Raw genomic sequence first — 18,967 nt, forward strand, 5'->3', positions numbered from 1 at the left:
TGGCGCGTACGGCACCTCCGCCGTACGCGCCACACCCACGTCCGCCCTCGACCGACCACCGGGAGACGCGTATGCGCTCGGCGAAGGACTTCTTCCGCCCGCTGGCGGTGGGGGCGCCGGCCCCGCCGCACGAGGTGCCGTTCCGGCCCTCACGGATGATCCACTTCTTCGACCCGGGCAACGAGAAGCTGGCCGCCAAGGTCCCGGCCCTCGTCCCCCAGGTCGACGTGCTGCTCGGCAACCTGGAGGACGCCGTCCCCGCCGACCGCAAGGAGGCGGCGCGGACCGGTCTGATACGGATCGCCCGCGGCACCGACTTCGGCGCCACCCAGCTCTGGACCCGGGTCAACAGCCTGGACTCGCCCTGGGCGCTTGACGACCTGCTCACCCTCGTCACCGAGATCGGCGACAAGCTGGACGTCGTCATGGTGCCCAAGGTCGAGGGCGCCCAGGACATCCACTACGTCGACCGGCTGCTGGCCCAGTTGGAGGCCAGGGCGATACGCGACGGGCTGCCGCTGCGGCGCCCGATCCTGGTCCACGCCATCCTGGAGACCGCCTCGGGGGTGGCGAACGTCGAGGAGATCGCCGGCGCCAGCCCCCGGATGCAGGGCATCTCCCTCGGCCCCGCCGACCTCGCCGCCAGCCGCCGGATGAAGACCACCCGGGTCGGCGGCGGCCACCCCGGCTATCTGGTCCGCGCGGACCCGGGCCCCGGTGACGGTCCCCGGGCCACTTTCCAGCAGGACCTGTGGCACTACACGATCGCCCGGATGGTCGACGCCTGCGCCGCGCACGGCATCCTGCCCTACTACGGCCCGTTCGGGGACATCCAGGACGTGACCGCCTGCGAGGACCAGTTCCGCAACGCCTTCCTGCTCGGCTGTGTCGGCGCCTGGTCGCTGCACCCGGCCCAGATCGCCGTCGCCAAGCGGGTGTTCTCGCCCGACCCGCACGACGTCGCCTGGGCCCGCCGGGTGATCGACGCCGTGGGGGAGGGCGGTGGCGCGGTGCTGATCGACGGCAAGATGCAGGACGACGCCACGTACAAACAGTGCCTGGTGGTAGCCGGACTCGCGGACGCTCTGGCGGCCCGCGACCCCGAACTCGCCGCGGCCTACGCCGCGGCATCCAAGGAGGCCGCCCGATGACCACCCCCGACAGCCGCCCCCCGACCGACCCCGCCCCGCGCCCCCGCCGCTCGGTCCTCTACCTGCCGGGCGCCAACGAACGGGCCCTGGCCAAGGCATCCACCCTGCCCGCCGACGCCCTGATCCTCGACCTGGAGGACTCGGTGGCGCCCGACGCCAAGCCCGAAGCCCGCCGGCGGGTCGCGGCGGCCGGGGCGAGCGGCTCGTACGGCCACCGGGAGGTGGCCATCCGGGTCAACGCGCCCGGCACGCCCTGGCACGCCGACGACATCCGGGCCGCGGCCGAGGCAGGTCCCGACGCCCTGGTCGTGCCGAAGGTCGACTCGGCCGACACCGTACGGCGGACCGTGGCCGCACTGGAAGCGGCCGGGGCGCCGGAGCACACCGCGGTGTGGGCGATGATCGAAACCCCCGAGGCGGTCTTCGAGGCGCGGGCGATCGCCGCCGCCACCGAGCGGCTCACCGTCCTCGTGCTGGGCACCAACGACCTCGCGAAGGAGCTGCGCGCCGAGCACGTGCCGGGCAGGGCCCCCTTGCTCACCGCGCTGTCGCTGGTGGTGCTCGCGGCCCGCGTCACCGGCACCGCGGTCTTGGACGGTGTCTACAACGACATCAGGGATCTGCCCGGGTTCGAAGCGGAGACCCGCCAAGCCCGCCAACTCGGCTTCGACGGCAAGACGCTGATCCACCCCGGGCAGCTCGAACCCTGCAACCGCGTCTTCACGCCCGCCGACGCGGAGGTGGACCGGGCCCGCCGGATCATCGACGCGTTCGAAGAAGCGACGTCACAGGGGCGCGGAGTGGTGACCGTCGATGGCAGGATGATCGAGAACCTTCATGTGGCGGAGGCCCGCCGGGTGCTGGCGCTCGTCGAGGCGGTGGCCGGCCGCTGAGCCGGATTCGCCCGATCGGCCGCACTTCGGCGTACTCAATGGGGCGATCCACGACAAAGGACGCCGCTCTCCCGGGCCTCGGCGGAACCCCGCCGCGCAGCGGCTTCGCCGGGAATCTGTCGGGAACCACCATGAAGAGTCGGCAGACACTGTACGGAGTCGATGGCTCGAAAAACGGCACCACGCTCGTACTGTCGGTACATGACCACATCGCAAGAGGTTCCTGCCGCGGCGAACGACGCTCGCGGGCGCGTGGCGGAACTCCGCGCGATCCGCGAGGAGGTCCGGCGCGGGCCGAGCGAGAAGGCGACCGCGGCCCAGAAAGCCAAGGGCAAGCTGACCGCGCGCGAGCGGATCGATCTGCTGCTGGACGAGGACTCCTTCCACGAGGTGGAGCCGCTGCGGCGCCACCGCGCCACCGGCTTCGGCCTGGAAGGCAAGCGTCCCTACACGGATGGCGTGATCACCGGCTGGGGCACCGTCCACGGCCGGACCGTCTTCCTCTACGCCCATGACTTCCGGATCTTCGGCGGCGCCCTCGGCGAGGCCCACGCCGCCAAGATCCACAAGATCATGGACATGGCCATCTCGTCGGGCGCGCCCCTGGTGTCGCTCAACGACGGCGCCGGCGCCCGTATCCAGGAAGGCGTCTCGGCGCTGGCCGGTTACGGCGGCATCTTCCAGCGCAACACCCGCGCCTCGGGCGTCATCCCGCAGATCAGCGTGATGCTCGGCCCGTGCGCGGGCGGCGCCGCCTACTCGCCGGCCCTCACCGACTTCGTCTTCATGGTCCGCGAGACATCGCAGATGTTCATCACCGGACCCGACGTCGTGCAGGCCGTCACCGGCGAGCAGATCAGCCAGAACGGCCTCGGCGGCGCCGATGTCCACTCCACCGTCTCCGGCGTCTCGCACTTCGCCTACGACGACGAGCAGACCTGCCTGGAGGAAGTGCGCTACCTGCTGTCGCTGCTGCCGCAGAACAACCGGCAGAACCCGCCGGCCGTGGAGTCCAACGACCCGGCCGGGCGGCGCGGCGAGGTGCTGCTCGACCTGGTGCCCGCCGACGGCAACCGGTCCTACGACATGCACAAGGTGATCGAGGAGATCGTCGACGACGGCGACTACCTGGAGATCCACGAGCGGTGGGCCACCAACATCATCTGCGCGCTCACCCGGCTCGACGGCCACGTGGTGGGCATCGTCGCCAACCAGCCGGCCTCGATGGCCGGGGTGCTCGACATCGAGGCGTCCGAGAAGGCCGCCCGGTTCGTGCAGATGTGCGACGCCTTCAACATCCCGATCGTGACGCTGCTCGACGTCCCCGGCTTCCTGCCCGGTGTCGCCCAGGAGCACGGCGGGATCATCCGGCACGGCGCCAAGCTGCTCTACGCGTACTGCAACGCCACCGTGCCGCGGATCTCGCTGATCCTGCGCAAGGCCTACGGCGGCGCGTACATCGTCATGGACAGCCAGTCGATCGGCGCGGACCTCACCTTCGCCTGGCCGACCAACGAGATCGCGGTGATGGGTGCCGAAGGCGCCGCCAACGTCATCTTCCGCAAGCAGATCGCCGAGGCCGACGACCCCGACGCCATGCGCGCGCGCATGGTCAAGGAGTACAAGGCCGAGCTGATGCACCCGTACTACGCGGCCGAACGCGGGCTGATCGACGATGTCATCGACCCGGTGGAGACCCGTGAGGTGCTGATCAGCTCGCTGGCGATGCTCCGCAACAAGCACGCGGACCTGCCGTCGCGCAAGCACGGCAACCCCCCGCAGTGATCCCTGGCCGCCCCCGCTTCTCGCACAGCACATCCTCACTGCACGTTCAGTGACCGCCCGTCAGGAGACCACCGTGACTACTTCCGCCGATTCGTTGGTGCGTGTCGAGAAGGGTGACGCCGAGCCGGAAGAGGTCGCCGCGCTGACCGCGATCCTGCTGGCCCGCGCCGCCGCGGGCGAGCCGGTCACGGAGTCCGGCGCGGACAGCACGGTGGCCGGCTGGCGCCGCCTGGACCGCACCCCCGGCTTCCGGGCGCCCCACTCCTGGCAGGGCTGAGCCGGGCGGCTCGTGGCCCTAGTAACACCGGTACACCGGTTACCGCTCGCAGCACGGCTCTGGCCCCTCACCGCGTCCGCGGTGGGGGGCCAGAGCCGTGCTCAGGGCCGCGTCGACCGACGGCAGAAGCCCCCGACCGACCGGCCGCCTAGGCCGTGTCTGACAAATAGCGTCGTCCGCCCGCAGGGCGGGGCCCGCGGCGTCTGGTGCGTGCGCTCGCAAGGCGGAGGGTCGTCCTCGTAGTGGGCCTACTCGGACGACCCCGACAACGCAGCGAGCGTGCGTGCCAGACGCCGCGGGGCAGGCGGGATTTGTCAGACACGGCCTAGCGCAGCCGGGCCATCAGCGCGTGTTCCACCAGTGTGATGAGCGTGCTCTTCGCCTCGCCGCGGTGGCGGGCGTCGGTGGTGATGATCGGCGCCTCCGGGCCGATCTGGAGCGCCTCGCGGACCTCCTCGGGTCCGTAGGGCTGGGCGCCGTCGAAGCCGTTGAGGGCGATCACGAACGGCAGGCCGCTGTTCTCGAAGTAGTCCACCGCGGGGAAGCAGTCGGCGAGCCGCCGGGTGTCGACCAGCACGATCGCGCCGATGGCGCCGCGCACCAGGTCGTCCCACATGAACCAGAAGCGGTCCTGGCCCGGGGTGCCGAACAGGTACAGGATCAGGTCCTCGTCCAGCGTGATCCGGCCGAAGTCCATGGCCACCGTGGTGGTGGTCTTGTCCGGCGCGTGCGTGAGATCGTCGATCCCGGCCGACGCGGAGGTCATCACGGCTTCGGTGCGCAGCGGATTGATCTCCGAGACGGCGCCGACGAACGTGGTTTTGCCCACGCCGAATCCGCCCGCCACCACGATCTTCGCGGAGGTGGTGGCGCGGGCTGGACCGCTAGAGCTTCCGAAGTCCACTGAGCACCCTTTCAAGCAACGTCACGTCAGGCTGGCCGCCGGCCGCCGCATCGCCACCGGGCTGGTGGATCGCGACCAGGCCGGCCTCGGCCAGGTCGGCCACGAGGATCCGCACCACGCCGAGCGGGATGGTGAGCAGCGCGGAGATCTCCGCGATCGACTTGACCTCCCGGCACAGCAGGCAGATCCGCTGGTGTTCGGGCAACTGCCCGCGCAGTCGCTCGGGGTCCGCCGTGGTGCTCACCAGGGCCTCGATGGCCAACTGGTAGCGCGGCCTGGTCCGGCCGCCGGTCATGGCGTAGGGGCGCACCAGACCCGAGGGAGCGGGCCGCCGGCCCCTTGGCGGGGCGTCGGCCGAACCGCCGCCCTGCGGGCCCTGCGAGGCCCGGGGCGGGGGCGCCTGGGGCGGCGCGAACGGCTGGATCCGGGGCTGGCGGTACTGCGGCTCGGGTGACGCCTCGCCAGGAGGCCGCCGGCCCGGATAAGGGTCCGGCTGGGGCTCCGGGTGCGGGTCCGGGTGCGGGTCCGGGGTGGGCGCCGAGGGGAACTGATACGGGTTCAGAGGCGGCCGTTGCTGACCGCCGTACGGATCTCCGCCGGGGGACGTGCTCACGAGTCCTCCTCCTGATGCGGCCTGACGGCCGGTGTCCGTCCCCCGTCCAGTGGCGTGGACGGGGACCGGACCGGCCGCTCGCCGTGTTGCGTTAGTTGAGCAGGCTGCCCTGAAGTTCGGCCCGCAGATCCGGGGTGAGTACGGTGCCCGCCCGGTCGACGAGCAGTGCCATCTCGTAGCCGACGAGACCGATGTCGCACTCGGGGTGCGCGAGTACCGCCAGCGAGGAGCCGTCGGAGACGGACATGATGAAGAGGAAGCCGCGCTCCATCTCCACCACGGTCTGGTTGACGCTGCCGCCCTCGAAGATCCGGGACGCGCCCGCGGTGAGCGAGGTCAGTCCGGAGGCGACGGCCGCGAGCTGATCGGCGCGGTCACGGGGGAATCCGTCGGACATCGCGAGCAGCAGGCCGTCGGCGGAGACCACCACGGTGTGGGACACCCCGGGGGTGTTGTCCACGAAGTTGGTGATCAACCAGTTCAGATTCTGTGCCGCCTGGCTCATCGCACTCAACTAGCGCTCCTGGTTCTGGGGGCCGCCGAATCGGCTGTCGGTGGCCTGTCCGTTCGTGTCAGTTCCAGCAGTGCGCCCTTGCTGGACGCCACGCCGCAGGTTACTCAACCTGCCGCGGACGTCCTCGGGTGCGCGGGAGACCTGTGGGCCACCCTGCGGGGTCTGCGTCGCGGCACCCGGGACCAGGTTGGCCTTGGGTACACGCCGTGGCAGGCCGGAGGGGGTGACTCCGCCTGCCTTCGGCTCACGGACCTGCTCGGCCCGCTGCCAGTGCTCATCGTTCGTGGACCGCCAGTCGGACCGGTCCGGCTGCGGTGGTTCCTGCGGCTCGGGAGCCTCCTGAGCGGGCTGCTCCTGATCCTCTTCCGGCTGCTGGCGGTCGCGGCGCGGCAGGCCGGAGTCCGTCAGCGAAGGTGAGACTACGCTCTCCGGCGCCGCTTGCGGGAGCGGTGGAGCGGAATCCGCCACCTCGGGTCCCACCTCGGTCCAGCCACTGTGAGCAGGGTCGTAACCAGAGAACTCCGCCGGGTCACCGGGGTTCGGATAGGCCGGAGGATAGCCGTCGGCGGCGCCGGAGGCATAGGCCGGGTCGTACGGCTGGTCCGTGAGGCCGCCGGTGAAGCCGGCGCCCTCCTGACCGGGATACGGCTGCTCGGCGGCGGATCCGGCCGCCGGCTGGTAAGGCTGCTGGTAGGAGCCGTCGTAAGCGCCCTGGTAGGACTGGCCGGCCGCTCCGAAGAAACCGTTCTGCGGCTGGTCTCCGGACCCGAACCCCTGCTGGTAGGCCTGCTGCTGGTAGGCCGGGTCGTAGCTCTGCTCGTAGCCCTGGCCGGCCCCGTAGCCGTCCGGGGCCGGCTCATACCCCTCGTAGGACGCCCCCGCGTCGGCCGGGACCTGCTGGCCGCCCGGATCCCGCGGCTCCGGCTCCTGCCGGTCGGCCGCCGACGCCTCCAACTGGGCCCGCCGGCCCTCGCGCAGCAGCGAGCGGCCGAGCGGCTCCAACGCGCCCTGGCGTTCGTAGCGGGAGTCGTCGAAGCCGAGTTCCGCCGCGGTGCGCTGACCGGCCACCGTCGCCTCGGGGCGGAGCAGCACCGGCTCCGGTACCTCGTGCTCCGGCACGATCCGCGAGACGTGCGAGACGTCGAAGCCGCTGGCGTTGCCGTTGGAGTTGGTGATGTCGTCGTCGGCGGGGAACTCCTCGCCGCCACCGCCGTGGGTGATCGGCTCCGGCAGCATCACCAGCGAGGTGGTGCCCGCCTGCTCACCGGACGGCCGCAACTGCACCCGGATGCCGTGCCGGTCGGCGAGCCGGCCGACCACGAACAGGCCCATCCGCTTGGCGACCTCGACGTCCACCGTCGGAGGCTCGGCCAGCTTGTGGTTGATGTCCGCGAAGTCCTCGGCGGTCAGGCCGATGCCGCGGTCGTGGATCTCCACCATCACCCGGCCGTCCGGCAGCCGGGTCGCGGTGACCCGCACCTTCGTCTGCGGCGAGGAGAAGGCGGTGGCGTTCTCCAGCAGTTCGGCCAGCAGGTGCACCAGGTCGGTGACCGCGCTGCCGTGGATGTCGGTCTCCGGGATGCCGACCAGCTCGATCCGCGCGTACGCCTCCACCTCGGAGGCCGCCGCCCGCAGGACGTCCACCAGCGGCACCGGCTGGTTCCACTGCCGGCCCGCCTCCTCGCCGGCGAGCACCAGCAGGTTCTCGCCGTTGCGCCGCATACGGGTGGCCAGATGGTCCATCTTGAAGAGGTTCTCGAGCTGGTCCGGATCGGCCTCGTTGTTCTCCAGCTCGGTGATCAGGGTGAGCTGGCGCTGGATGAGGCCCTGGTTGCGCTGGGAGAGGTTGGTGAAGATCGCGTTGACGTTGCCGCGCAGCAGCGCCTGCTCCGCCGCCAGCCGGACCGCCTCGCGGTGCACCTGGTCGAAGGCCCGGGCGACCTCGCCGATCTCGTCCTTGCTGTTGATCGGGATCGGCGCCACCCGGGTGTCCACCCGGCCGGGATCGGTCCTGGACAACTGGTCGACCAGTCCTGGCAGCCGGGTCTCGGCGATCTCGAAGGCCGCGCCGCGCAGCCGCCGCATGCTGCGGCTCATCGCGCGGGCCATCAGACCGGCCACGATGAACGCGATGATCAGCGCGATCACCACGATCGCGGAGTTGAGGAGCGCGTCCCGCCGGGCGTGGGAGGCGACCGAGGAGGCGTCGGCCGACGCCTGGGCGGTCAGCACCGTCTCGACCGAGCGGTAGGCGTCGAAGGAGAGGCCGGCCGCAGCGCCGAAGGACTGGGCGTTGATGCCGAGACCGCCCAGCTGCGCGGTGGTACGGCCCGGGGTGGCGATGTCGGTGATCATCGTGGTCAGGTCGGGCGGCACCACGAACGCGGTATGGGCTTCCTCCGCCTTGCGCTGGGCCGCGGTGATCGCGGTCTGGCCCTTGAGGGCCGCGGCCTTCTGCGCCGCCGCCAGCCTCGCCGCGTCCTGCGGGGTACCGCCGCCCTGGAACTCCATGAGGGCGATGCCCTCCAGGTACTGGTACGACCCGAGCGAGGTCTTCATCAGCGCCAGTTCGGCGGGTGGGACGGCCGGCTGGGTGAGGATGTGGACGCCGATGGCCCGGGTCAGCGACTGGGCCGACTTGGCCAGCGAGACGGCGTAGAGCGTACGGCCGAAGGCGGCGGCGTTACTGGTGCCGAAACCCAGCTCGTTGTCCAGCTCCATCAAGGGGTGCTGGATCTTGACGTAGAACTCCTCGGTCTGCACCCCGGGCAACTGCCGGGTGTACGCGACCTTGCGGAGGCCGGCCAGCTGCGGTTCCACGGTGCGGAAGTTGGCGAGCCGGCGGGAGAGTTCAGGGGTGAGCGGTATGTGCGCCGAGGCCTCGTCGAACGCGCGGGCGGCGGCGTCGGTGGCCGCGTAGGCGGCGCTCACCTCGGGTGCCGCGCGCTTGCCGGCCAGCAGCGGGACCACGGTGTTGTCCCGTTCCAGTTCCAGCGCGTTGCTGTAGTTGGAGGCCGCCTTGATCATGTCGGCGACCTTCACCGCGTCGTCGGCCTGCCGCCAGGTGTTCACCGAGCTGTTGACGCGGAAGCCGCCGAAGACCAGGGCGACCAGCACCGGGATCAGGAGGATCGCGTTCAGCCGGGTCGCCACCCGCCAGTTGCGCATACTGAAGCGGCTGCCGGAGTCGGGCGGCGCGGGCGGCTCCACCGCGGCCGGATCCGCCGATGTACTCCCGACCGGGCGCTGGGGCGGCGTGAAGTTGCCCCGGGGGCCCTGCTGGGCACCCGCCTCGGCTCGCCTCGTGTTCCTCACTGGACCAACAACCTCTCGGCGACGGCTCGACGACGGCCGTTCGTACGCTCGGGTTCTGCGAATTCCAGCACGTCATGGTCGCGGTGGCCAAACGTCTGGATTGGGGGGATCGATGTCCTGCCCGCCGAAGTAAAACGGGCATAAACCCGAAGTGCTGTCAAACCCTATGACAGGCGTACGCGCTGCGGTACCGGCTGAGCGCGCGGGGTGGTCACCGGCCCAGGAAACTCTGTCGAAATGTTATGAACACAAGGACCCGCCGTGTCCAATGACACAACGGGTCCCCGTGACTGGAAGAACTGGCACCACGCCAGCGGCCACATCTACTTGAGGCGGGCCAGCAGCGCGTGCTCGACAAGCGTGATGAGCGCGCTCTTCGCCTCGCCGCGGTGGCGGGCGTCGGTGGTGATGATCGGCGCCTCGGGCCCGATCTGGAGCGCCTCGCGGACCTCCTCCGGCCGGTACGGCTGGTGGCCGTCGAAGCCGTTGAGCGCGATCACGAACGGCAGACCGCTGTTCTCGAAGTAGTCCACCGCGGGGAAGCAGTCCGCCAGCCTGCGGGTGTCCACCAGCACCACCGCGCCGATGGCGCCGCGCACCAGGTCGTCCCACATGAACCAGAAGCGGTCCTGGCCCGGCGTACCGAACAGGTACAGGATCAGGTCGTCGTCGAGCGTGATCCGGCCGAAGTCCATGGCCACGGTGGTCGTGGTCTTGTCCTGGACGTGGCTCAGATCGTCGATCCCGGCCGAGGCCGACGTCATCACGGCTTCGGTGCGCAGCGGATTGATCTCCGACACCGCACCGACGAACGTGGTCTTGCCCACGCCGAAGCCACCCGCCACCACGATCTTCGCGGAGGTCGTGGACCTCGCCGGCGGCGCACCGTACGCCGGCTGCGCTGGCCTAGAGCTTCCGAAGTCCACTGAGCACCCTCTCAAGCAATGTCACATCTGGCTGGCCGCCCGCTTCGCCGCTGCCCGGCTGGTGGATGGCGACCATTCCGGCCTCGGCGAGGTCGGCCACGAGGATCCTGGCCACGCCGAGCGGGATGGCGAGCAGCGCGGAGATCTCCGCGACCGATTTGATCTCACGCGTCAGGTGGCAGATCCGCTGGTGCTCCGGCAGCAGACCCGAGTACTGCGACGGATCCGCGGTCGTACTGACCAGCGCCTCGATGGCCAACTGGTAGCGCGGCCTGGTCCGGCCACCTGTCATGGCGTACGGCCGCACCAGCGGCTGGTCGCCTTCCACCCCGTACGGCGCGTGGTGGGACGCGCCGTACGGGCCCGGCGAGGCGGGTGGCGGGGTCATGAGGGTCCTCCGTGTCCGGGCAGTGCTACGGCTGGTGCGGAATGACGGGAACGTGCGGTTGTCGCGTCTTCTGCTAAGTGCTTGATTCTTCTGATTCTTCTGATGCTTTCGAATCCGTCTTTGAGTACGCCGATGGGTACGTCGGGCTGATACGTCGGATGGGAACAAGCGGCCGCGGTGACGACCCGGACGGTCAGTGCATGAGGCTGCCCTGAAGCTCAGCACGGAGGTCCGGGGTGAGAACCGCGCCCGCCCGGTCGACGAGCAGCGCCATCTCGTAGCCCACCAGGCCGATGTCGCACTCGGGGTGCGCCAGCACGGCCAGCGAGGAGCCGTCGGAGACGGACATCAGGAAGAGGAAGCCGCGCTCCATCTCCACCACGGTCTGGTTGACGCTGCCACCCTCGAAGATCCGGGACGCGCCCGCGGTGAGCGAGGTCAGTCCGGAGGCGACGGCCGCGAGCTGATCGGCCCGGTCCCGGGGGAATCCGTCGGACATCGCGAGCAGCAGGCCGTCGGCGGAGACCACCACCGTGTGGGACACCCCGGGGGTGTTGTCCACGAAGTTGGTGATCAACCAGTTCAGATTCTGTGCCGCCTGGCTCATCGCACTCAACTAGCGCTCCTGGGAGTTCGTACCGAAACCACGGCCGTCGGTGTGACCGCCGGCCTGGCGGCCTTGCTGGATACCCCTGCGGAGGTTGGTCAGACGTCCGCGCACATCATCGGGGGCCCGCGAAACCTGCGGACCGCCCTGCGGCGCCTGTTGCGGCGCCGCACCGCCCGCGACCAGATTGGCCCGCGGGACCCGGCGCGGCAGACCGGACGGGGTGACCCCGCCGGCCGACGGCTCACGGACCTGCTCGGCCCGCTGGCGCAGGGCGTCGTTGGGAGAGCTCCGCCAGTTCGGCGTCTCGCGCGGCAGCGGCTGGGCGACCGGCGCGGCCGGGCCCGTCGGAGCCGGCGGGGACACCTGGGCGGTCTGCTGCGGACCGACACCCTGGCGCTGGGGGGAACCCGGCGCCGGGCGCTGCTCGGTCCGCGGCCGCTGGGGCGGAGCGGGGGGCGCGGTGCGGCCCACCGGCCGCGGCGCCGGCACCTGCTGCTGACCCCGGGCGCTCTGCTCCACGTGGATCTGCTGCATCCGCTCGGCCTGACCGGTACGGAACCAGTCGGACTCGATGGCGGAGAAGATCGGCGTCGGCTCGTCGCCGCGGGTCGGCGCGGGCGGCAGCGCCATCGGCTCGCCGGGCACCGGCAGGTGCTGGTCCGCGCGGTTCGGCGCCGGTCGCCGGTCGCCGGGCTGCTGCCCCGGATAGCCCGAACCGTCGCCGGGCTGCTGCGCCGGCTGGTTCGGCGCCGTCGGGTACTGCCCGGTGGAACCAACGCCCTGGCCGCCGAGGTTGGGCAGGCCCTGGTTGCCGCCGCCGTAGCCGGCCGGGTCGTACGGGTCCTGCGCGCCGGGGGCCCAGCCGGGGCTGCCCTGCTGGCCGCGCGTGTCGCGGTGCGGCAGCCCGCCCGGGCCGCCCTGCGGGGCGTACTGGCCGGGGGCCCCGCCGCCGTAGCCGGGCGGCGTGTGCTGGCCCTGCTGTTGGACGGGCTGCTGGAGGGGCTGCTGAGGCGGCTGCTGACCGTGCTGGACCGGGAACTGGCCGGTCTGGCTGTTCCGGTCGTTCGGGCCGGGCTGGCCGTGCTGTCCGGTGGGTGCGAAGTCGTTGTCGCGTACGGCCGGGAACTGGGTGGTGTCACCCGGGCCGCCCGGGCCGCCCGGCTGCGGAGGCAGCGGGAACTGTCCAGTTTCAACGGGGCCGCCCGGGCCGCTCTGGCCTCGGCCGCCCTGCACCGGGAACTGGCCGGTCTGGTTGGGGTTGTACGGGTCCTGCGGGCCGCGGGGGTTGTAGCCCTGGCCGCCTTGACCACCCTGGCCGACCGGCGCCTGCTGGCCCTGGCCGCGGTGCGGAAGACCGCCGCCCTGCCCGGGCAGCGGGAACTGCCCGGTCTGGCTGTTGCGGTTGCCGCGACCCGGCTGACCCGGCTGTCCTTGCTGACCCGGCTGGCCCGGCTGCTGCTGGCCCTGGTAGGCGCCGGGGTTCCCGTTGTTGGCATAGCCGCCGGGACCGCCGGGACCCGCGGGACCAGCCGGTCCGCCCGGCACGTGCTGGCCGCCGGGACCCTGTCCGGTGGGTGCGAAGTCGTCCTCACGGACGACCGGGAACTGCGCGGTCTCGTCGGGACCCGGGCCGCCGCTGTGCCGCGGCGCGGGTCCTGGACGGCCGCCGAAGACGTCGGAACGGAAGCCGTCGGGCCCGGTGTTCTGCGGCTGCGGCGGCGGGAACCCGCCCACCGGCCGGCCCTGACCCGGCTGCTGGCCCTGCTGGTGCTGGTTGGGCTGCCCGCCCCGCTGGCCGCCGAACGGATCCCCGGGGCCCTGCTGGAAGTCGGCCCGCGGTCCGGTCCCGGCGGCCGCGGGGGTGTCGAAGGCGTCGAAGCCCGGCCCCTCCACGTCCTCGTGGCCGCGCGCGGTCTCCACACCCCGGTCGTCGGGGAAGCCCTGCGGGCCGTCCTGCGCCGCCCAGCGCGGGGCACCGGGCTGCTGCGGCGCGCCACCGGGGCCGCCGGCCCCGGGCCGCCCGCCGCCGGCGCCCGCACCGATGGCCGGGCGCTGCTGCCCGCCGCCGACCTGGCCGCGCTGCGGGGCGTTGCCGACCCGCGGGGTGTTGCCGAAGGCGCCGGCGATACCGGAACCGCCCGCGCCCTGGGCCGGCGGAGCGGCCGCCGGACGCCCGGCCCCGCCCATGGTGTTCTTGGCGTTGGCGCCGCCCTGGGTGACGTCCACCGGCAGCATGACCAGCGCGGTCGTACCGCCGGAGTCGGACGGCCTGAGCTGGATCCTGATGCCGTGCCGCAGGGACAGCCGGCCGACCACGAACAGACCCATCCGGCGGGAGACGGAGACGTCCACCGTGGGCGGGTTGGCCAGTCGTTCGTTGATGTCCGCCAGGTCCTCGGGGGACAGGCCGATACCGGTGTCGTGGATCTCGATCAGCACCCGGCCGTCGGGCAGCGAGTGACCGGTGACCCGCACCTTCGTCTGCGGCGAGGAGAACGAGGTGGCGTTCTCCAGCAGCTCGGCGAGGAGGTGCACGAGGTCGTTGACGATACGGCCGGTGACCTCGGCCGACGGGACCGCGGTCAGCTCGATCCGCTCGTACTGCTCCACCTCGGACGCGGCGGCGCGGAGCACGTCGACCAGCGGGACCGGGCGGGTCCACCGGCGGCCCGGCTCCTCACCGGCGAGCACCAGCAGGTTCTCACCGTTGCGGCGCATACGGGTGGCGAGGTGGTCGAGCTTGAAGAGCGAGGAGAGCTGGTCCGGGTCGGCCTCGCGCGACTCCAGTTCGGAGATGAGCGAGAGCTGCCGCTGGATGAGGCCCTGGCTGCGGCGCGAGAGGTTGGTGAACATCGCGTTGACGTTGCCTCGCAGCAGCGCCTGCTCGGCGGCGAGTCGTACCGCCTCGCTGTGGACCTCGTCGAACGCGCGGGCCACCTGGCCGATCTCGTCACGGCTGTTGATGCCGATCGACTCGACCGAGGTGTCCACGTCCTGCGGGTCGGTCTCGGAGAGCTGGCGGACCAGCTCGGGCAGCCGCTTCTGGGCGACTTCCTGCGCCGTCTGCTGGAGCCGGCGCAGCGAACGGATCATGGAGCGGGCGACGATGAAGGCGCCGACCACGGCGACGCCGAGGACCAGCAGGATGATCGCGCCGGAGATCAGCGCTTCCTGCTTGGCCTCGCTCTGCAGCTTGAGGGACTTCTGCTGCATGTCGATCAGGAGCGAGCTCTCGATCTGCCGCATCGCCTGGATCTTGGTCTTGGCGGCGTCGTCCCAGTCGCGGTAGGAGCTGTCGAACTTGGTGAAGCCGTTCGGGGACTTGGCGATGCGCTCGAGTTCGGCGTCGTGCGCCTGGATCGTGTCGTTGTCGCGGGTCGGCGCCAGCAACTCCTGGGCGGCCAGCGGTCCGTACACGCTGGTGAACCGGGTGAGCGCGGTGGCTTCCTGCGTGTAGGCGGAGTTGACCGTCTGGTAGTCGTCCGGGAGCAGCTTCCCGGTGGCGAACGCGGCACTGATCACCGCGCGCTGCATCGACTCGTACTCCTTGGCCGACGAGAAGGCGGCCAGCGCGCGGGTGGCCTGGATCATCTCGTGGTTGCTGGTCGCCTGCGCCATGTCCTGCGAGAGCGCCAGCAGCGACTGGATGAGGCTGTCGTACTGGGTGACGGTCTGCGAGATGCCGACGTCCCCGGTGTACGCGCGGCCCCGGATGTCGGTGAGGGTGTGCAGCTGGCTGTCGATGGAGAGCAGCGTGGTGCGGACACCGTTGAAGACCGGGTCGTCCGCGCTGATGTTCTCGTCGGTGGACTTCTCGAAGAGGTTGACCTGGCGGTCGGTCGCGGCGCGCGAGGCGGCGACCGCGTCGTCGTTGGTCCGGTGGGAGGCCAGCGGGCCGGCCGAGCTGTCCCGCTCCTCCTGGAGCGCGGCGGCCAGGTCGGTGGCGTTCTCGGTGATGTCGGTCAGCGTCTTCATCTGCTCGAGCTGGTGGATGTTGTCCAGCGAGCTGTTGATGCGCAGACCACCGAGCGCGGAGGCGGTGACCACCGGGAGGGCGAGCAGGGAGACAAGTCTGGTGCTGATGCGCCAGTTGCGCATCGCTATTCGCGGGCCCGTCTTGCCGTCGAGGCCGGTGATCTTGCCCGCCTCGATGCCGCTGGGCGTGCTCGATCGTCCGGTGGCCGCGGTGGTGCCCGGCGTGGCGGCTCCGGAGTCGCCCGCCCCTTGGGCCGAACCGTTGCCGGTCCCGCCGGGCTGCTGCTCCGGCTCGCCCGCGGCGCCGCTGTCCCTCTTGAAACGTCCCTGCACTAGCGTCGCAACCTCTGGACCAGGCGTCCCCCGCAGTGAAGCGGCAGGACGGTGTCGAGTCATGGGGGCTCAGGCATCCCCGGGTGACGAGGAGGCAGATGTGCCCATCACCACCGCTCGGTACTCGTACGCGCCCCCTGCGCGCCGGCTCGATGTGATGCGGCGGTCCGGGGAATTCCAGCACAGTGCCGGATCTCCCAACAAGGCCCGCAGCGGACGGGTTGGAATGCGTCACTCGACGCGAGGACGTGGGCACGCAGCGTCGAGCATTCGATCACCGAAAGCGGGCAAACCGGGTCTCGCGGGCAACTGTTTGTCACCGGCACTCGTCCCGCCGCCGTCGGCCCCCTTGGGTGTTGTGTGGCGATAAGGGTTCAGGGTCCGTTTTGTAGAGGTCGGAGAATTGTCCGGAAGGAGTGGTCTGCGACGCACTTGGTGAGCAAAATCACAACGCCCCGGCTCTTGGCTCCCCGGCGTTCGGGGAATGGGCGCCACTAGCCTGATGCTTTACAAAAACGACAGAGTGTCAACCGCTGTGCGCCCCCTGTGGACGCCCCGAACGCGAGGTCCCCGACTGATGAAGACCACCTTGATGTTCCGTCAGATCGCCAACCCGCGGCGCACCACCCTCGCGCACCTCACCGACGCGAGCGAACTGACGGCTCCGCGGGCCGACGCGGCCGCCGACGAGGCGAACCCCGTGACGGCCGACCCGAAGACCGACGCGAAGGCGGCGGCCCCGGCCCGACAGCTCCCGCAGCGCACCGCGAACCCCCGCCGTACCGTACTCACCGAACTGCCCACGTCGCCCGCCGCCCCCTGACGCCCGTGGCGGGCGCCCGCCACCTGCCGGGCTGACTAGGCTGGCGGCATGCGCATCGCCAGGTTCTCCATCGACGGCAACGTCGCCTTCGGCGCGGTCGAAGGCGACCCGACAGGCCCCGGCCTGGACGGCCTCGTCATCGACATCATCAAGGGCGTCCCGTTCGCGGACTTCGAGCTGTCCGGTACGAAGGTCCCGATCGACAAGGTGCGGCTGCTGTCGCCGGTCCTGCCCAACAAGGTGGTCGCGATCGGCCGCAACTACGCGGCCCACGCCAGGGAACTGGGCAACGAGGTGCCGACCACCCCCTGGGCCTTCTTCAAGCCCTCGACCTCGGTGATCGGCCCCGGCGACTCGATCGTCTACCCGTCCTTCTCCAACGAGGTCCACCACGAGGCCGAACTGGCCGTGGTGATCAGCCGGTTGTGCCGCGAGGTGCCGCGGGAACGGGTCAAGGACGTCATCCTGGGCTACACCTGCGCCAACGACGTCACCGCCAGGGACACCCAGCAGACCGAGAAGCAGTGGGCCAGGGCCAAGGGCTTCGACTCCTCTTGCCCGCTCGGGCCCTGGATCGAGACCGATCTCGACCCCGCCGACCTGGCCATCACCGCCACCGTCAACGGCGAACTCCGGCAGGCCGGCCGCACCGCCGAGATGATCAACTCCATCGAGGACCTGATCGTCAACATCACCGAGGCGATGACGCTGCTCCCCGGTGACGTCCTGCTCACCGGCACTCCCTCGGGCGTCGGCCCGCTGCACCCCGGCGACGAGGTCGCCGTCTCCATCGAAGGCATCGGCACTCTCACCAACAAGGTGATCTCGCGTGGCTAGCGCTCCCTCTTCCTCCGCTTCCCCGGCTTCCCCCGCTTCCCCCGTTCCTTCCGCAGGCCCCTCCACGGGCCCCGCCGCGGCTTCCGCCCCGGGCGACGCGGCCGTCCGCGTCCGCTTCTGCCCCTCGCCGACCGGCAACCCCCATGTGGGACTGGTCCGCACCGCCCTGTTCAACTGGGCCTTCGCCCGCCATCAGCACGGCACGCTGGTCTTCCGTATCGAGGACACCGACGCGGCCCGCGACTCCGAGGACTCCTACCGGCAGCTCCTGGACTCGATGCGCTGGCTGGGCCTCGACTGGGACGAGGGCCCGGAGATCGGCGGCCCGCACGCGCCGTACCGGCAGTCGCAGCGGATGGACATCTACGCCGATGTGGCCCGCGGGCTGAAGGAGGCCGGGCACGCCTACGACTGCTATTGCACGCCGGAGGAGTTGGAGGTACGCCGCCAGGCCGCCCGCGCCGCGGGCCGGCCGTCCGGTTACGACGGCCACTGCCGGAACCTGACCGCCGAGCAGACCGCTCGCTACCTCGCCGAGGGCCGCCCGGCGATCGTCCGGTTCCGGATGCCCGACCAGCCGATCACCTTCACCGACCTGGTCCGCGGCGAGCTGACCTTCACCCCGGAGAACGTGCCGGACTACGGCATCGTCCGGGCCAACGGCGCCCCGCTCTACACCCTGGTCAACCCGGTGGACGACGCGCTGATGGCGATCACCCACGTGCTGCGCGGCGAGGACCTGCTCTCCTCCACCCCCCGGCAGATCGCGCTCTACCAGGCGCTGATCGAGCTGGGCGTGGCCACGAAGGTCCCGGAGTTCGGCCACCTCCCCTATGTCATGGGCGAGGGCAACAAGAAGCTCTCCAAGCGCGACCCCGAGGCGTCCCTCAACCTCTACCGGGAGCGCGGCTTCCTCCCCGAGGGACTGCTCAACTACCTCTCGCTGCTCGGCTGGTCCTACGCCGCCGACCAGGACGTCTTCACCATGGACGAGATGGTCGCCCGGTTCGCGATCGAGGATGTGAACGCCAATCCGGCGCGCTTCGACCTCAAGAAGGCCGAGGCGATCAACGCCGACCACATCCGCCGGCTCGACCCCAAGGCCTTCATCGAGGCCTGCGGCCCCTGGCTCACCGCACCGCACGCCCCCTGGGCCCCGGAAGCCTTCGACGAGGCGGCCTGGCGGGCCATCGCCCCCTACGCGCAGACCCGGCTCACCGTGCTGTCGGACATCACCGACAACGTCGACTTCCTCTTCCTCGACGAGCCGGTGGACGACGAGGCGTCCTGGCAGAAGGCGATGAAGGAGGGCGCGGCCGGGCTGCTGAGCACCGCCAGGGAGAAGCTGGCCGCGGCCGACTGGTCGGCCCCCGAACCGCTCAAGGAGGCGGTGCTCGCGGCGGGCGAGGCGCACGGCCTGAAACTCGGCAAGGCCCAGGCGCCGGTCCGGGTGGCCGTCACCGGCCGCACGATCGGGCTGCCGCTCTTCGAGTCCCTCCAGATCCTCGGCCGGGAGCGCACCCTGGCCAGGATCGACAGGGCGCTGGCCAAACTGGCGGCCTGAGCACGCCGTTCCACGCGGCGGCGGGTCCATCGCCGAGGCCGCGCGGCTACATTGCCGTC

General features: G+C 71.2%; 14 protein-coding genes and 1 pseudogene. 7 read left to right on the forward strand and 8 right to left on the reverse strand.

The window, feature by feature from the left end; translation table 11 throughout:
* Positions 1-71: 71 nt before the first annotated feature.
* The 4 genes from OG519_RS25580 (at position 72) to OG519_RS25595 (ending at position 4,106) form a co-directional block, all read left to right on the forward strand.
* Entirely contained in the window at positions 72-1,151 is a 1,080-nt protein-coding gene (locus tag OG519_RS25580; RefSeq protein ID WP_405588360.1) for an HpcH/HpaI aldolase/citrate lyase family protein, read from the forward strand.
* Entirely contained in the window at positions 1,148-2,044 is an 897-nt protein-coding gene (locus OG519_RS25585; protein ID WP_405588363.1) for an HpcH/HpaI aldolase/citrate lyase family protein, read from the forward strand. Before OG519_RS25580 ends, OG519_RS25585 begins: the two co-directional genes overlap by 4 nt.
* Before the next feature lie 201 nt (positions 2,045-2,245).
* Positions 2,246-3,829, forward strand: a complete 1,584-nt coding sequence (locus tag OG519_RS25590) for an acyl-CoA carboxylase subunit beta (protein WP_405588366.1) — start codon at positions 2,246-2,248, stop codon at positions 3,827-3,829.
* Positions 3,830-3,902: 73 nt separating this feature from the next.
* Positions 3,903-4,106: an acyl-CoA carboxylase subunit epsilon gene (locus OG519_RS25595; protein WP_405588369.1), complete on the forward strand. Its 204-nt coding sequence runs from the start codon at positions 3,903-3,905 to the stop codon at positions 4,104-4,106.
* A gap of 325 nt (positions 4,107-4,431) precedes the next feature.
* Here OG519_RS25595 and OG519_RS25600 read toward each other — a convergent pair whose 3' ends face one another.
* The 8 genes from OG519_RS25600 to OG519_RS25635 form a co-directional block, all read right to left on the reverse strand.
* Entirely contained in the window at positions 4,432-5,010 is a 579-nt protein-coding gene (locus OG519_RS25600) for a GTP-binding protein (protein ID WP_405588371.1), read from the reverse strand.
* Positions 4,991-5,623: a DUF742 domain-containing protein gene (locus tag OG519_RS25605; RefSeq protein WP_405588374.1), complete on the reverse strand. Its 633-nt coding sequence runs from the start codon at positions 5,621-5,623 to the stop codon at positions 4,991-4,993. Before OG519_RS25605 ends, OG519_RS25600 begins: the two co-directional genes overlap by 20 nt.
* Before the next feature lie 91 nt (positions 5,624-5,714).
* The gene (locus OG519_RS25610) at positions 5,715-6,128 is read right to left on the reverse strand and encodes a roadblock/LC7 domain-containing protein (RefSeq protein WP_033173109.1); all 414 of its coding nucleotides are present in this window, start codon (positions 6,126-6,128) and stop codon (positions 5,715-5,717) included.
* A gap of 9 nt (positions 6,129-6,137) precedes the next feature.
* Positions 6,138-9,452 carry a nitrate- and nitrite sensing domain-containing protein gene (locus tag OG519_RS25615; RefSeq protein ID WP_405588377.1) on the reverse strand — a complete coding sequence of 1,105 codons (3,315 nt, stop codon included), beginning with the start codon at positions 9,450-9,452 and terminating at the stop codon, positions 6,138-6,140.
* 323 nt (positions 9,453-9,775) lie between these two features.
* Positions 9,776-10,378: a GTP-binding protein gene (locus OG519_RS25620; protein ID WP_405588380.1), complete on the reverse strand. Its 603-nt coding sequence runs from the start codon at positions 10,376-10,378 to the stop codon at positions 9,776-9,778.
* On the reverse strand, positions 10,359-10,766 hold the full coding sequence (locus OG519_RS25625) for a DUF742 domain-containing protein (RefSeq protein ID WP_093737126.1): 408 nt from the start codon (positions 10,764-10,766) through the stop codon (positions 10,359-10,361). Before OG519_RS25625 ends, OG519_RS25620 begins: the two co-directional genes overlap by 20 nt.
* A 193-nt stretch (positions 10,767-10,959) precedes the next feature.
* Complete coding sequence (locus OG519_RS25630; RefSeq protein WP_093737125.1) at positions 10,960-11,373, reverse strand: roadblock/LC7 domain-containing protein; 414 nt, start codon at positions 11,371-11,373, stop codon at positions 10,960-10,962.
* A gap of 9 nt (positions 11,374-11,382) precedes the next feature.
* The gene (locus OG519_RS25635; RefSeq protein WP_405588383.1) at positions 11,383-15,684 is read right to left on the reverse strand and encodes a nitrate- and nitrite sensing domain-containing protein; all 4,302 of its coding nucleotides are present in this window, start codon (positions 15,682-15,684) and stop codon (positions 11,383-11,385) included.
* Positions 15,685-16,261: 577 nt separating this feature from the next.
* On the opposite strand from OG519_RS25635, the gene OG519_RS25640 reads away from it, so the two are divergent.
* The 3 genes and pseudogenes from OG519_RS25640 to gltX all read left to right on the forward strand — a co-directional run.
* A complete protein-coding gene (locus OG519_RS25640; protein WP_405588385.1) occupies positions 16,262-16,507 on the forward strand; it encodes a hypothetical protein in 246 nt (81 codons plus the stop codon).
* Between the two features lie 48 nt (positions 16,508-16,555).
* Complete coding sequence (locus OG519_RS25645) at positions 16,556-17,344, forward strand: fumarylacetoacetate hydrolase family protein (RefSeq protein ID WP_405588388.1); 789 nt, start codon at positions 16,556-16,558, stop codon at positions 17,342-17,344.
* 94 nt (positions 17,345-17,438) lie between these two features.
* Positions 17,439-18,908 (forward strand): annotated as a pseudogene (gltX, locus tag OG519_RS25650) (glutamate--tRNA ligase); the annotation flags it as partial.
* Positions 18,909-18,967 lie beyond the last annotated feature (59 nt).

It is taken from the genome of Streptomyces sp. NBC_01190 (assembly GCF_045039895.1).
Taxonomy (GTDB): domain Bacteria; phylum Actinomycetota; class Actinomycetes; order Streptomycetales; family Streptomycetaceae; genus Actinacidiphila.

Coding starts and splice junctions, on each gene's coding strand:
- OG519_RS25625 (WP_093737126.1), bottom strand. CDS start 10,766: ATGACCCCGCCACCCGCCTCGCCGGGCCCGTACGGCGCGTCCCACCAC.
- OG519_RS25590 (WP_405588366.1), top strand. CDS start 2,246: ATGACCACATCGCAAGAGGTTCCTGCCGCGGCGAACGACGCTCGCGGG.
- OG519_RS25645 (WP_405588388.1), top strand. CDS start 16,556: ATGCGCATCGCCAGGTTCTCCATCGACGGCAACGTCGCCTTCGGCGCG.
- OG519_RS25580 (WP_405588360.1), top strand. CDS start 72: ATGCGCTCGGCGAAGGACTTCTTCCGCCCGCTGGCGGTGGGGGCGCCG.
- OG519_RS25585 (WP_405588363.1), top strand. CDS start 1,148: ATGACCACCCCCGACAGCCGCCCCCCGACCGACCCCGCCCCGCGCCCC.
- OG519_RS25640 (WP_405588385.1), top strand. CDS start 16,262: ATGAAGACCACCTTGATGTTCCGTCAGATCGCCAACCCGCGGCGCACC.
- OG519_RS25630 (WP_093737125.1), bottom strand. CDS start 11,373: ATGAGCCAGGCGGCACAGAATCTGAACTGGTTGATCACCAACTTCGTG.
- OG519_RS25610 (WP_033173109.1), bottom strand. CDS start 6,128: ATGAGCCAGGCGGCACAGAATCTGAACTGGTTGATCACCAACTTCGTG.